A 14,514-nucleotide genomic window follows, 5' to 3' on the forward strand; every position below is an offset into this window, starting at 1 on the left:
AAAAATTGAACTATATAATACTTAAGATCATGAAAAGGAACAAGTATATCATAATCGCGATTTTAACCCTAATCGGGTTCAACTCGTGCAGCGATGATTTTATAGACGTTGAAAACAAAGAAGTGCTAACAGATTCCAGTTTTTGGCAGACCGAGGCACATGCTTTGCAGGCACTTACAGCAACCTATGCCGCCTTGCATAGCTCCAGTGGAAGCAAATGGGCATTCTTTGAGGAAATATATACGGCCATGGCCTACAAAGCCGATGACATGACCAATAATACGGCTGAAACCTATAGTAGATCCTTGGCCAGTTTTACCAATACAACGGAGGAAAGTGGACCTTTTAATATTTGGAGGACTGCTTATTCGGGTATCGGAAGGGCAAATCAGATTTTGTTGCAAGTACCAGAAATGGAAGCACTTTCGCAACAGACTAAAGACGTAATTATAGCAGAAGCAAAGTTTCTGAGGGCATATTTCTACTTTTGGCTGGTAACAGGTTTTGAGAATGTTCCTTTGGTAACATCCTATGAAACCGACCCTGAAAGTCTTTTCCCAGGTCAAGCATCACCAGCTGAAATTTGGGCTCAGATTGAAAGTGATTTGAATGACGCTGAACCGGCCCTTCTGGATGAGCATTCCTCTGAATGGAGAGGACGTGCCACTACGGGTGCCGCCAGAGCTTTACTCGGAAAGGCTTATCTATTTCAAGAAAAATGGGCAGATGCCGAATCCAAATTAGCTCAAGTTGTTGGCATGAACTATGCGTTGTTACCAAACTACGAGGATAACTTCAACGGAAATGCCGAAAACGGAAGCGAAAGTGTTTTTGAAATCCAATTTACGGGTGATCGATCCAATGGAAATGACGAACGACAAGTTTTCAATTTTGAAGTATCTCCATATGCCTTTGGTGGTTGGGAATTATTTTACCCTTCGCAATGGTTGGTAGATGAGATGAAAACTGACCTTAATGTCGGAGGAGAACCTAGTGATAGGGTGTATGCCAGTATTTTCTTTGATGATCCCGGTTCCGAAATGTATAGCAGGGATACTGATGAAAATGTAGCCTATAGCGATGCAGCTGGTAGTCTTGACAACCCCAACTACTTCAAAAAGTACTCCTTTAATGTAGATACCAATTTTTATAACGGAACCAACATTGCACTAATCAGATTTGCTGATGTATTGCTGATGTATGCCGAAGCATTGAATGAAAATGGCAAAACAGATGAAGCCATCACCGAAATCAACAAGGTTAGAGAAAGAGGAAACGCGGTGCCAATTACTTTAGGCAGTATGAATCAAAGTGAGTTGAGACAGCAGATTCGTCATCACGAACGTCCTGTAGAACTTTCCATGGAATTCGGAATCCGATGGTTCGACCTATACAGGTGGCAGCGAGGAAGCACAGCAACCGAATCTGTCAAAACCACATTGGAAAACCATAACAAACCATTCTCTGAGAATTTTCAAGAAAGAGATATTCTTTTCCCAATTCCATTGCAGGAAATCAATATCAATGAAAATCTTGATCAAAACCCTGGGTGGTAACACGATTAAGTTTAGTTGAGAGAGTTCAGTTAGTTTAGTAATTAGTAGCTTTTTCACCACCTAAGGGTCGCGGCGATCCTTAGGTGGTTTTTCATATCGGATAACACCCACCAAATCAATAAGACCTAACACTAACCACAATAAAATGAGGATAGCTTTTGTATTCTTTTTAGCTCTTTTTACAGCCCTAACGAGCTGCACGTCAGATAAAAACATAAACTATGACGGCTATACAACAAAAATCTATCTAGCTGATTCTGTTGAAATTTCATGGTACTCTCCCAAAATGTTTCGTTTTCGGGTATCCAAACTCAAAGGCGAAAAATTCGATTCCAAATATGATATTCCATTCCTAAATGGTCATTTTGAGCCATGGGAGAAAGTAAATTGTAGTTTTCAGGAAACTCGCACTAATTATAAAATATCAACGTCCGAAATTCAGTTGGATGTCAACAAGAAAACTTTGGAATGGAAAATCAATGACTTAAAAGGAAACAAAATTTATCCCTCCAAAGGTCAGGTTATTGGAATGTTCAAAGATGGATATTCCAAATTTGATAACGCCAGCGCCTTTAATGAATTCAATTTAAACAGCAGATACACCCATTGGTTCTATAACAAGGATACAGAAAGTTATACAGACACCTTTATAAAAGATAGCTTGATCAAAGATGATTATTTCATTTATGGTCCAGATTATAAAAGTATTTTTAAGCAATTTAACGAGTTGGTAGGCCCTGAACCCCTTCTTCCTAAAAAGGGATATGGTTTTTTTCAAACCCAACATTTAAGCTGTTCCGGAGATCAGGATGAATTTATGCAAGTTGCACATTTATTCAGAGAAAAAGACATTCCCTGTGACAACCTGATTCTTGATTTTGGATGGGGAGATGCATGCATTGGCGACAAGGAAATCACATGGGGCAGTAGTTTGGATTGGTCTGAAAATTACATCCAACCGCTATCTGCCGTACAAATGATTGATTCCCTAAAACAAATGAATTTGGATTTGATGTTGATCCATCACAATGCTCCCAATCATGTCAATAGGATAAACCATGGATGGACAGAAACCCTGTTCGATGAAGACGTTTGGTGGAAGCGGTATAAGGAAAAACTGGATATGGGAATAGCTGGTACCTGGCAAGATACCCGAAGAAATAACATTACAGATGCAGAAATTTGGAATGGCACCCAAAATTACATAGGCAAAAATCAAAGAGTGCTGTTCTTAGGATGCCGAAGAATGCAAGAAACCAACCCTTGGGATGACGGCCCAACCCAAATACCGGTGAATGCCATGATTGGCCAAAGAAGATACCCTTTTAGATGGGTTGGTGATTCCGATTTTACTTGGTCAGAGATGAAGTGGCAGATAAACGCCATTACCAATACCCATGGATCCATGAAAGGAATGTCGCACCTCACTTGGGATGTCTATGGCAAAACTCCATTGATTCAAGCGCGAATGAACCAGTTTGTGGACTTTTTAGGAGTATCCCGTTCACATAACCTAAAACCTTGGTCCGTTAGTTCGGATATCAATCAATGGAAAGAACGGATTGTCATTGAACGCTCCTCGGTCAAATCTTCCAATCAAGAAAATGCGGAGCGAATGGCTAGAGCTGATGAATATACCGCAGAAAAAAGTATCCGTAGACACAGAAAACTTAGATACCGACTCCTACCCTATATCTATTCCTTGGCCTATCAAAATTATTTAGAAGCAATGCCCATCTGCAGACCCATGGTTCTGCAATATCCTGAAGATGACCAATGCAATGGTAATCAATGGCCGTATCAGTATATGTTTGGCCCATCTTTGATGGTAGCACCGGTGTACCATCCTGAAGCAACACATACAATATATCTTCCCAAAGGTCAGGCATGGTATGATTACTGGTCGAAGCAAAAATTTGAAGGGGGACAAGTGATTAAATATGATTCGAGCGACCCGGATATGCTACCTTTACTGGTGCCCGAGGGAGCTACGCTTTGCTATGGAAAAGACAGAAATTGGATAACCCCAGGAGAACAGGATGAAACACTCTGGCTCGAAATATATCCGGGACAACAAGGAGAAACCATCATTTATGAAGACGACGGACAATCGATAGCTTATCAAGAAGGTGAATTTGCAAAAACCAAAATTCATTGGGAAATTGATCAAAATACCGGAGTCCTAAAATTAAATATTGACAAGGCTTCAGGTAATCACCAAAACAAGCTGATCCAAAGAATTTGGAAAATTAGAGTACTTGATCCTGAAAATACATATAACTCGGTAATTTCCGATAGGAATATTTTACATTTTGAAACCCCTTCGGTCATTGATAAAACCGAACTTGCAAACAATAGCCAATTTAAAGAAGTGACTTTAAAAGCTGCCTTAGATCAAAAAATCGAAATCAAATTTCAATAAGATCTTGTGAAGAAAAAGACCCTGTTCAAACTATTTGCTTATTCTACTGCAATTTTGTTATTGCTTTTGAGTGGTTTTTCCTGCACCAATTCCATAGAACGACCTGAAACAGAAGCTCCATATCTATTTACAGAAGTTCCTTCATCTGAAACTAGAATCACTTTCGTCAATGAAATTCCGGAAAACAGTGCCATGAACAGTATGGTTTACGAATATTTTTACAATGGGGGCGGGGTGGCCATTGGAGATATCGACAATGATGGACTTTCCGATATTTACTTTACGGCTAACCTTAAAGGGAATAAACTCTATAAAAATCTTGGAAATCTTAAATTCCAGGACATCACCACAAAGGCCAATGTGCAGAGTACTTTCGGTTGGACTACTGGGGTTACCATGGCCGATGTGAATGCCGATGGATGGTTGGACATTTACGTATGCAAATCCGGAAAAGGAAAAGCCACGAACAGAAAAAATCTCCTATATATTAACAATCAAAATGGGACTTTTACCGAAAAAGCCTCCGAATATGGACTCGATTTTTCGGGATACAGCACCCAAAGTTCCTTCTTTGATTATGATAAAGATGGAGATTTGGACATGTTCTTGTTAAATCACAATGTGAATCCCATAAATACCAATAACCCAGAAAACTTTAAAAACGAAAAGAACGAACTGGTCGGGGATTGTTTGTTTAGAAATGACAATGGTAGGTTCACCAATGTATCCAACCAAGCCGGTATCATCCAAAATTCATTAGGTTTTGGATTAGGTGTTTCCATTGGGGATATTGACCAAAACGGATGGCCCGATATTTATGTCGGAAATGACTATATCGAGCAAGACTATCTCTATTTCAATAATGGAGACGGCACTTTTACCGAAAAATTAAAGGCTAATACGGGGCATACTTCAAACTTTTCCATGGGAACCGATATTGCCGATATCAATAATGATGGCTATCTCGATATTATCTCTTTGGACATGGTCGCTGAAGATAATTATGGAATCAAAACGAGCATGAGTGGAATGAACCCCAAGTCATTCAATCATGCTGTTGATAATGGATTTCATTACCAATACATGTACAATGCTTTACAACTTAACAATGGTAATGGGCATTTTAGCGAAATAGGACAGCTTGCCAATATTTCGAGTACGGATTGGAGTTGGGCTCCTCTTCTTGCCGATTTTGACAATGATGGATTTAAAGATCTTTTTGTGACCAACGGATTAAAACGTGATTTCAGGAACAACGATTTCAAAAAATATAAGCTCAAACGGTTGCAACAAGCTCAAGAAAATGGCGAAAAGATGCCCAAGGTTATCGAAGAGTTAGTTCACAAAACTCCACAGCGCAAAACGCAAAATTACTTTTTTAAGAATAATGGAGATCTTACATATACCAAAACCTCAGCCGCTTGGGGATTAAATAAAACCACCTTTTCCAACGGTGCCGCATATGGCGATTTGGACAATGATGGGGATTTGGATTTGGTCATCAATAATATTGATGAAAAGGCCACAATTTTGCAAAATAACAGTCATCACAATTTCATCCAAATTCAATTTAAGGGTAATGAACAAAACCTTTTTGGCATTGGCACTAAGATTTTGATTGAGACTTCAAACGGAAAACAAAATTTCGAAAACTACCCCACCCGAGGTTACCAATCTGCTGTTGAACCTATAGTTCATTTTGGATTGTCCGATTTAGATAAGGTTGATAATGTTGTAATTACCTGGCCAAATGGCAACTCGCAAACAGTAATGGATGTTCCGGTCAATCAACGCATAACTGTGGATTATAAAGATGCAAAACCTCCATCGAACAACAAAACACACAACAAAACCATTTTCAACGATATTACAAAAGAGGTAGCTATTGGGCACGAACATCAAGAAAATGAACATGACGATTTTGTCAAAGAAAATTTGTTACCCCACAAAATGTCTCAATTTGGTCCTGCATTGGCCATTTCCGATGTAAATGGAGATGGTCTGGACGATTTCTATGTGGGTGGGGCAAAAGGATATTCGGCCTCGTTGTTCATGCAAAATTCCGATGGCACCTTCGCCGCAGGAAACAATCAACCATGGGATTTGGACAAAGAATTTGAAGATGTGGATGCTATATTTTTCGATGCAGACAACGACGGTGACAACGATTTATATGTAGTTAGCGGAAGTAATGAATGGGTGGCCGGACATGGACAATACCAAGACCGTTTATATATAAACAACTCCGGTGAATTCAAGAAAGAAGCACACCGCCTAACCAAATCTTTGTTTAGCGGAAGCTGTGTTAAACCTTTTGATTTTGATCAAGACGGAGATTTGGACCTATTCATCGGAAGCAGGCAAAAACCTCAAAAATACCCCTATGCCGAACCAAGTCTTTTGTTGGAAAATAACAATGGCATTTTTAAAGATGTTACAAAAGTAAAAGCTTCCGCTCTGGTCAATGCTGGAATGATTACCGATGCCATATGGACGGATTTTGATTCGGATGGACAAACAGATTTGATTGTTGTGGGCGAATGGGCAAAAATTGCATTTTATAAAAACAACAATGGTATTCTGGAGCTCGATGAATCTATCCTTTCCAATACCGAAGGTTGGTGGAACAGCATTAACGGTGCAGATTTTGATCAAGATGGGGATATGGATTATGTGGTGGGCAACCTTGGGTTGAATTATAAATACACTGCCTCTCCCAATGCTCCTTTTGAGGTGTATTCCACAGATTTTGATGATAATGGCACCAATGATATTGTCTTGGGGTATTATAATCAGGGTAACCTATTTCCACTTCGTGGAAGGGAATGCTCTTCACAGCAAATGCCTTTTATCAAAGAGAAATTTCCTTCGTACCATAGCTTCGGTTCTGCAGATCTCATCGAAGTTTATGGAAAGGAGAAATTAGAGCATTCGTTGCACCTAAAATCCAACACTTTTGCCTCTATCTATCTTGAAAACTTAGGAAACGGCAATTTCAATGTGCATCAATTACCCAACGAAGCGCAGTTATCTTCCATCAACGATATCATAATAGATGATTTTGATCATGACGGGCTAAAAGATATTTTTGTGGCCGGAAACCTCTATCAGTCCGAAGTGGAAACACCAAGAAACGATGCTAGTATTGGCTTGCTTTTAAAAGGAAATGGAAATTCTTCCTTCGAACCCATACCATATACTAAAAGTGGGGTTTTTCTAAATAAGGATGTGAAAAAAATGAAAATAATTGGCTTGGCAAATAAGAGTAAAGGTATTTTGGTCGCTTCGAACAATGATTCACTTAAATTGATTGCCAACCAATAATCCTTTCTTTCTAAAAAAAGGATTTCCATTTGTCAACCTTTCACAATATTCCTAATTTCAAGGTCCATTTTTTCTCGATTTGTATACTATCATCGACATAGAAACCTCCGGCAACGGAATTAAAGGCAACAAGATTACCGAAATTGCGGTATTTAAGTTTGACGGTCATCAAATCGTGGATGAATATACTTCCTTGGTCAATCCGCAATGCCCCATTCCCTTTTACATTACGGGTCTAACAGGAATTGACGGACAAATGGTGCAAAACGCTCCTCTTTTTGAACAGATCGCGCCTACGATTTTGGAAATGACAGAGGGCTGCATTTTTGTGGCACATTCCGTGAATTTTGATTATGGCGTCATTAAAGAGGAATTCCGGCAGATCGGGATTGATTTTACCCGAAAAAAGCTGTGTACGGTACGATTGTCAAGAAGATTGATTCCAGGATTACAATCATACAGCTTGGGAAAACTTTGCACTGCCGTTCAAATTCCATTAAAGGACAGGCACCGGGCCAGAGGCGACGCTCATGCAACGGTTTTATTGTTTCAAAAATTGTTGAATACCCCGGATTCGAATGTCACCATCAAAAAATTCTTAAATGCACGGAGTCAAGAAGCTACACTTCCTCCACATTTGCCAAAGTCGGTGTTTGATGATATCCCGCAAAAACCTGGAATCTATTATTTTAAAAATCAACAAGGGAAAATTATCTATGTGGGAAAAGCCATTAATCTCAAGAAAAGGGTTTTGGGCCATTTTTATGATAAAAGCACCAAGGAATTGCGAATGTGCAGCGAAACTGCATCGATTGATTACAAACTTTCGGGCAGCGAGTTGGTTGCGCTACTAATGGAATCTGCCGAGATAAAAAGGCTGTTTCCACCTTATAACAGTGCCCAAAAAAGGATTGTAAAGCAATACGCCATTTTTGAATATGAGGATAGAAAAGGAATTGTCCATTTGGCCTACAATGTGCTGAAAGGTGCCCCTAACCCCATAAAAATATTTTATAACCAAACTGATTGCAGGTCATTTTTGGAAGATATATGCAAAAATTTTGCGCTATGCCCCAAGTATTGCCATCTACAACAAGTAAATACTTCTTGTTCCCATCATGAAATTCGTTCCTGTGAGGGTATTTGCACTTCAACTGAATCGATTGCCGATTACAACCAAAAGGTGAAAGATGCCATTCTTGACATAAAAACGGAAAAATCAGGGATTCGAATCATCAAGGAAAAAGGAAGGGAACACAATGAAAATGCCTTTGTGCTTATTGATGAGGGTCTATACAAAGGTTATGGTTTTATAGACCAGAAGCAAAGTATTAATTCTTTGGCCGATATTGAAGCTCATATTATTCCCCAAAAAAACACTTTGGAAACACAACGGATCGTGGAAGCTTTGCTTTCAAAAGCAGAATCTTACGTTCTATAGATCAATCCACCAACAAATTGACCTTAAACACAGCAGCGGAATCCCCTAAAAATTGAAATCCCTCATGTAATTCGGTCTGCTTTACGGAATACGGATAGAAGGAAATGGGTTCAATACATACCATATTGGCAACCTCCGTCCAACACATAAAATGACCAAAACCTTTGGTGTTGATAGTTATGCTGCGCTTATCCTTTAAGGTGATGGACTCGGAATTTTCTACCTGAAATGCTCTACCGCCCACTTCCAAGACCTGTTCCAATGTAATTTCCTTTTCATCAGTGCAAATGGCAGGCTGATTTGTATGGATTTTAAAGGCAGGATGATACCCCAACATAAAAGGCATATCGCGTTCACCAGAAATTTTAAAGGTAATCTCCAATTGATTCTCCATTAACTCAAAAGACTTTTCAAATTCAAAACTATAGGGCCAAAAGAGCCATTGTTTGGTTGACTTTTCTGGAAATTTAGAATTTTTCACCGGAGTTCCGGCTTTATACTCTTTTCTAAATATTGCCGAAGTATCAGTCTTCGAAATCAGGTCATAATCCAGTTCTCGTAGCAATCCGTGTTGGTCTTGTATGGCATTGCTTCGAGGTACATGAACTCGAAAACCAGCCTTGTCCACCGGCCCGATTATCGGAAACATCTCAGTATCCGCACTACGCCAACCTGGACTTCCTTTTTGGTGGATAAATTCATGTTCATCATTGATAAAGCTTACCAATTCACCCTGGTCTATACGAACTGTATTGTTTCCGTTTTTTAAGTCTGTCATTGTTTAATCAATATACCCCTTTTCGCGCATCCAATCATCGTTGAACATTTTGCCCACATAACGGCTGCCATGATCATGGAAGAGTACCACCACCACATCGTCTTTAGTGAACTGTTCCTTAAGTTGTAGAAGGCCTTTTATCGCAGCTCCGGCAGAATTGCCCAAAAACATACCTTCTTCTTTGGCCAAACGTTGGGTATATACTGCGGCATCCTTATCAGTTACCTTGGTAAATCCGTCAATAACATCGAAATTGACATTTTTAGGAAGGATATCCTCCCCTATTCCCTCGGTTACATAGGGATAAATTTCATTTTCGTCGAATATCCCAGTTTCATGGTATTTTTTGAACACGGAACCATAAGTGTCAATTCCCCATACTTTGATATCAGGATTTTGCTCTTTTAGATAGGTTCCCACCCCTGAAATGGTGCCTCCGGTACCAACGCCTACCACAAAGTGGGTAATCTTGCCTTCGGTCTGCTCCCAAATTTCAGGTCCAGTGGTCAAATAATGGGCTTTGGTATTGCTCGGGTTATCATATTGGTTTACATACCAGGAATTTGGTATTTCTTCAGATAAGCGTCGTGCGGTTGAATAATAGCTTCTTGGGTCATCTGGAGCAACATCCGTAGGGCATACATGAACCTCACTTCCTACAGCCTTCAGAATGTCCATCTTTTCCTTGGATTGCTTGTCGCTGATAACACATATCATCCTATACCCTTTCACAACAGCAGCCAAGGCCAATCCCATTCCGGTATTTCCAGAAGTTCCTTCAATTATAGTACCTCCAGGTTGTAAGAGTCCAGATGCTTCGGCGTCCTCCACCATTTGGAGGGCCATTCGGTCTTTGACTGAGTTTCCAGGGTTAAAAGTTTCGTATTTGGCCAACACCAAGCAAGGTAATTCGGCGGTCAGTTTGTTGAGCTTTACCAAAGGCGTATCCCCAATGGTCTCAAGAATATTGTTAGCGTACTTCATAGTCGTTGCAAAGGTAATCTTTTGAATAATTGGATTTTGTCGGCATCCCATTTTTGGAAATTTGCTAAGTGAATGGAATTGGAAGGTGAAAAATTTGAATAATTATACCATTGCAAAAACAAGAAAGTGAGTTTTATCCGGTTTTTGTTGCATAATTATCATTTTACTCAAACTTAATGGCTTTAACCGGTGTGATTTTGGTGATGATATAAGAAGGTACCAATAACATCAACAGGCATAAAAGCATTGCACCTACATTAAGTAAGAGTACAGTTGGCACATCCATATGAACTGGAATGTATTCGATGTAATACTCTTCAGGATTGGGAAATTTAAAGAAGCGAAATTTATCTTGAAGATAGAGCAACACCAAACCGATACCATTACCCCATAACAAACCAATAGAGATCAAATAAGCTGCATTGTACAAAAATACTTTTCGAATGCTCCAATTATCGGAACCAAGAGCTTTTAAAACACCTATCATTTGGGTACGTTCCAGAATAAGCACCAAAAGGGCGGTGATCATATTTATACCACCTACGATAATCATAATTCCGATAATGAGCCCAATATTGAAATCGAACAGGCTGATCCATTCAAAGATTCTGAAGTATTTGGTTTTGATGTTCTGCGTATCTAAACTGGAAAGTGTTTTCCCATAGATTTCATTACTTTTTGCCTCCATTTGGTCGAAATCTTGGACAAAAACCTCAAAATTTCCTATTTCATCGACATTCCATTTATTCATCCGTTGAATATGTCGAATATCAACGAAGATGATATCCCTATCAAATTCTTCAAAGCCACTGTCATAAATACCAACTACCTCAAATTTTCGATTGTTGGGAGGTTTGGATGGGTCATTTTCCTTTAAGAAAATAGCAAAAAACGAATCACCGACCTTTAAGTTCAACAGGTTTGCCTTGATTCTGGAAATCAAAACTTCGTTATTCAGCTTCTCTGCATAATCGGGCAATCGTCCATCAACAAGATATTCTTTAAAAAAAGCCCAATTGTAATCGTTGCCCACTCCCTTGGCCAACATTCCTTCGAAGGTATCTGAAGTTCTAATTATTCCACCTTTGGTAGCAACCGCCTGCACATGGGATATTCCATCAACATCATGGAACTTCGGATAGAAATCTTGATTCAATGACACCGGGGCCACTGAAACCTCGGATGTATTGTTGTCGTAGTTTGAAATTTGGATATGTCCGTTGAAGGCCGCAACTTTTTCTCGAATCTTATGCTTTAGCCCCACACCAGTGGCGATGGCAACAAGCATCATTACAATACCAATGGCAATAGCTGCAATGGCAATTTTTATTATAGGTGCGGAAATGCTAATTTTATGCTCCTTCCCTGTAATCAGGCGCTTGGCAATAAACAATTCTAAATTCAACGAATGCCCATTTTATCTATTTTCAAAAGTACAGTTTTATTGTTGGTTTTGCTGTTTTCATCCTGCAGAGGTCAGGAAAAATCCCATAAATCGATGGCCGAAAACATAAAAACGGATACCATTGCACCAATCGTCGTTGGAGCCAATAGAACCCCGCATTATCTACCGTTGCTCGAAGGAAAAAAAATAGGGGTCGTTGCAAATCAGACCAGTGTTATTTTTAAAAAAACCGGACATACCCATCTTGTCGATTCACTACTTTCATGGAACGTAATGGTGAAAAAGGTTTTCGCACCTGAGCATGGTTTTCGGGGAAAAGCGGATGCTGGCGAACATGTTAAAGATGGATTGGATGCCAAAACTGGACTTCCCATCATTTCACTTTATGGAAAAAACCGAAAACCCTCTGCAGCGCAATTGGAGGAATTGGATTTGGTAGTTTTCGATATCCAAGATGTTGGGGTTCGATTCTACACCTATATCGCCACCCTGCAATTGGTCATGGAAGCCTGTGCTGAAAACAACGTTCCTATCTTGGTTTTAGACCGACCCAATCCCAACGGTCATTACGTAGATGGTCCGACCATGAAAAAAGAGCATACTGGATTTTTGGGAATGACCGAAATTCCTTTAGTCTACGGAATGACCATCGGGGAATATGCCCAGATGATTAATAAGGAGGTATGGCTTGAAGAAGGAAAAAAAGCCAACCTGAAGGTCATTCGGTTAGAGAACTATGCACATGGCACTTCATATCATTTGCCTATAAGGCCCTCACCCAACTTGCCGAACGATATTTCAATTACGCTTTACCCAAGTTTGGGTCTTTTTGAAGGAACAAATGTGAATGCCGGTCGTGGTACGGAGTATCAATTTCAACGGTTTGGGGCATCCTTCTTGGATAGTACAAAATATAGTTTCAGTTATGCTCCCAAACCTAATTTTGGGTCAAAATACCCTAAAGAAGAAGGTAAAAAGTGTTTTGGAACCGACCTTTCCCACATAAACCGGATGGATGCTGTTTCACTAAAATGGTTGATTGATGCCTATAAAAATTCCAAAGAAAAAGACAAATTCTTCAACACGTCAGGATTCACCAAACATGCTGGCACCACTGCATTGCAAAAACAGATTGAATCCGGGATGTCCGAAGAAGAAATTAAAAAAACTTGGCAGAAAGAACTCAAGACTTTTAAAAAAATCCGCGAAAAATATCTAATCTACGATTAGCCCTCAGTAGTTGGTCGGCGGTATTTATGAAAAGGTTGTTTTAATAATCCAGCGATGCTAGAATTTTCCTTTTCATCTGGAAAAGTGTCCACACCATATACAATCCTATCGGGATTTAACGTCATGAATGTTCCAAAAAGTCTATCCCAAATAGAAAAAATATTTCCATAATTAGAATCTGTATACGGTAGTTTATAATGGTGATGCACTTTGTGCATATCCGGACTTACAATAATCCAACTTATTGCATTATCTACTTTTTTAGGTAGCCTGATATTGGCATGATTGAATTGCGATAATACCACCGACATACTTTGGTATAACATGATTATGCCTATTGGCGCTCCAACAATAAAAATCCCAATTAACGTAAATACATATCGTATTACACTTTCCAGCGGGTGGTGACGATTGGCGGTTGTGGTATCCACATTATGATCGGAATGGTGCACCAAATGAACCATCCAAAGCGGTTTTACCTTATGCTCAACCCAATGTGCTGTGTAGGCTCCTATCAAGTCAAGAAACATAACACCTAACACCACATAAAGCCATAATGGCATTTCGGGAAGCCAATTGATAATTCCAAACTCGTTAGCTATGGTCCAATCGGATGTCTTCAAAAACAAAAAAGCCAGCGGAAAATTGACAAGAATTGTGGTTAGGGTAAAAAAGAAATTGGGCACGGAGTGTCGCCATTTTTTATATGGGATATTAAAAAGGGGTACAATACCCTCCAAAATCCAGAAAAAAGTGATTCCCCCTACCAAAATAAGACTCCGGTGTAAAGAGGGAATGGTTTCAAAGTAGGTCATGATTTGTTCCATACTTCCAAATATAAGAAATCGTCAAAGTTTGATTTTCCTTTTCATTTCCTCAACAATATTAAATGCAGCAGGGCATATCGCAATATTTTTTAAGGTGAGATCATTGATTTGCTGAAACTTTTTCCGGTCCGTATGTGGAAATTCACGACAGGCCTTTGGTCTAACTTCGTAAATGGAGCAATAATTATCGCTTCCCAAAAAAGTACAGGGCACCTTTTTTAGTACATAGTCGTTTTCTTCATCAACTCTTAGGTATTGCTCAATAAATTGAGATGGCTTTAATTTAAAATGCTTGGCAATACGTTCAACATCCGAATTCGTGAAAAGTGGTCCAGTGGTCTTACAACAATTAGCACAGTTTAAGCAATCTGTACGCTCAAATTCCTCTTCATGCAGCTCCTGCATGATGTAATCCAATTTTTTTGGCGGTCTTTTCTTAAGCTTGGCAAAAAACTTTTTGTTTTCCACATGCTTTTCCTTTGCTTTTTTTGGCAATTGTCCAAGTTCCTCTTTCATAGAACACAAACATAAAAAACTGTTGCTATTT

The 14,514-nt window shown here is 39.4% G+C and carries 10 protein-coding genes; 5 read left to right on the forward strand and 5 right to left on the reverse strand.

What is annotated here, in order from left to right; translation table 11 throughout:
• The first annotated feature begins 29 nt into the window (after window positions 1-29).
• From IAG46_RS06920 to IAG46_RS06935, 4 genes are all read left to right on the forward strand, one after another.
• The gene (locus IAG46_RS06920; RefSeq protein WP_190809568.1) at window positions 30-1,556 is read left to right on the forward strand and encodes a RagB/SusD family nutrient uptake outer membrane protein; all 1,527 of its coding nucleotides are present in this window, start codon (window positions 30-32) and stop codon (window positions 1,554-1,556) included.
• A 145-nt stretch (window positions 1,557-1,701) separates the two neighbouring features.
• Window positions 1,702-3,978: a TIM-barrel domain-containing protein gene (locus IAG46_RS06925; protein WP_190809569.1), complete on the forward strand. Its 2,277-nt coding sequence runs from the start codon at window positions 1,702-1,704 to the stop codon at window positions 3,976-3,978.
• A gap of 6 nt (window positions 3,979-3,984) precedes the next feature.
• Entirely contained in the window at window positions 3,985-7,302 is a 3,318-nt protein-coding gene (locus tag IAG46_RS06930; protein WP_190809570.1) for a VCBS repeat-containing protein, read from the forward strand.
• Between the two features lie 79 nt (window positions 7,303-7,381).
• Window positions 7,382-8,743 (forward strand): exonuclease domain-containing protein, encoded by a 1,362-nt coding sequence (locus IAG46_RS06935; RefSeq protein WP_190809571.1) that lies wholly within the window; start codon window positions 7,382-7,384, stop codon window positions 8,741-8,743.
• Window position 8,744: 1 nt separating this feature from the next.
• On the opposite strand, the gene IAG46_RS06940 is transcribed toward IAG46_RS06935, so the two are convergent.
• From IAG46_RS06940 to IAG46_RS06950, 3 genes are all read right to left on the reverse strand, one after another.
• Window positions 8,745-9,521, reverse strand: coding sequence for an aldose 1-epimerase (locus IAG46_RS06940; protein ID WP_190809572.1), 777 nt, complete (start codon window positions 9,519-9,521; stop codon window positions 8,745-8,747).
• Window positions 9,522-9,524: 3 nt separating this feature from the next.
• Window positions 9,525-10,505 (reverse strand): PLP-dependent cysteine synthase family protein, encoded by a 981-nt coding sequence (locus tag IAG46_RS06945; RefSeq protein ID WP_190809573.1) that lies wholly within the window; start codon window positions 10,503-10,505, stop codon window positions 9,525-9,527.
• Window positions 10,506-10,668: 163 nt separating this feature from the next.
• Entirely contained in the window at window positions 10,669-11,910 is a 1,242-nt protein-coding gene (locus IAG46_RS06950) for an ABC transporter permease (protein ID WP_190809574.1), read from the reverse strand.
• Between the two features lie 3 nt (window positions 11,911-11,913).
• Here IAG46_RS06950 and IAG46_RS06955 point away from each other — a divergent pair, with 3 nt between their 5' ends.
• The gene (locus IAG46_RS06955) at window positions 11,914-13,140 is read left to right on the forward strand and encodes an exo-beta-N-acetylmuramidase NamZ domain-containing protein (protein ID WP_190809575.1); all 1,227 of its coding nucleotides are present in this window, start codon (window positions 11,914-11,916) and stop codon (window positions 13,138-13,140) included.
• On the opposite strand, the gene IAG46_RS06960 is transcribed toward IAG46_RS06955, so the two are convergent.
• Together IAG46_RS06960 and IAG46_RS06965 are read right to left on the reverse strand one after the other, a co-directional pair.
• Window positions 13,137-13,967, reverse strand: a complete 831-nt coding sequence (locus IAG46_RS06960) for a sterol desaturase family protein (RefSeq protein ID WP_190809576.1) — start codon at window positions 13,965-13,967, stop codon at window positions 13,137-13,139. The genes IAG46_RS06955 and IAG46_RS06960 overlap by 4 nt on opposite strands.
• Window positions 13,968-13,988: 21 nt before the next feature.
• Entirely contained in the window at window positions 13,989-14,483 is a 495-nt protein-coding gene (locus IAG46_RS06965) for a YkgJ family cysteine cluster protein (RefSeq protein WP_190809577.1), read from the reverse strand.
• Window positions 14,484-14,514 lie beyond the last annotated feature (31 nt).

Origin of the sequence: Flagellimonas sp. S3867 (genome assembly GCF_014698935.1) — a bacterium.
GTDB lineage: Bacteria > Bacteroidota > Bacteroidia > Flavobacteriales > Flavobacteriaceae > Flagellimonas.

Coding starts and splice junctions, on each gene's coding strand:
- IAG46_RS06940 (WP_190809572.1), bottom strand. CDS start 9,521: ATGACAGACTTAAAAAACGGAAACAATACAGTTCGTATAGACCAGGGT.
- IAG46_RS06920 (WP_190809568.1), top strand. CDS start 30: ATGAAAAGGAACAAGTATATCATAATCGCGATTTTAACCCTAATCGGG.
- IAG46_RS06965 (WP_190809577.1), bottom strand. CDS start 14,483: ATGAAAGAGGAACTTGGACAATTGCCAAAAAAAGCAAAGGAAAAGCAT.
- IAG46_RS06955 (WP_190809575.1), top strand. CDS start 11,914: ATGCCCATTTTATCTATTTTCAAAAGTACAGTTTTATTGTTGGTTTTG.
- IAG46_RS06925 (WP_190809569.1), top strand. CDS start 1,702: ATGAGGATAGCTTTTGTATTCTTTTTAGCTCTTTTTACAGCCCTAACG.
- IAG46_RS06945 (WP_190809573.1), bottom strand. CDS start 10,505: ATGAAGTACGCTAACAATATTCTTGAGACCATTGGGGATACGCCTTTG.
- IAG46_RS06960 (WP_190809576.1), bottom strand. CDS start 13,967: ATGGAACAAATCATGACCTACTTTGAAACCATTCCCTCTTTACACCGG.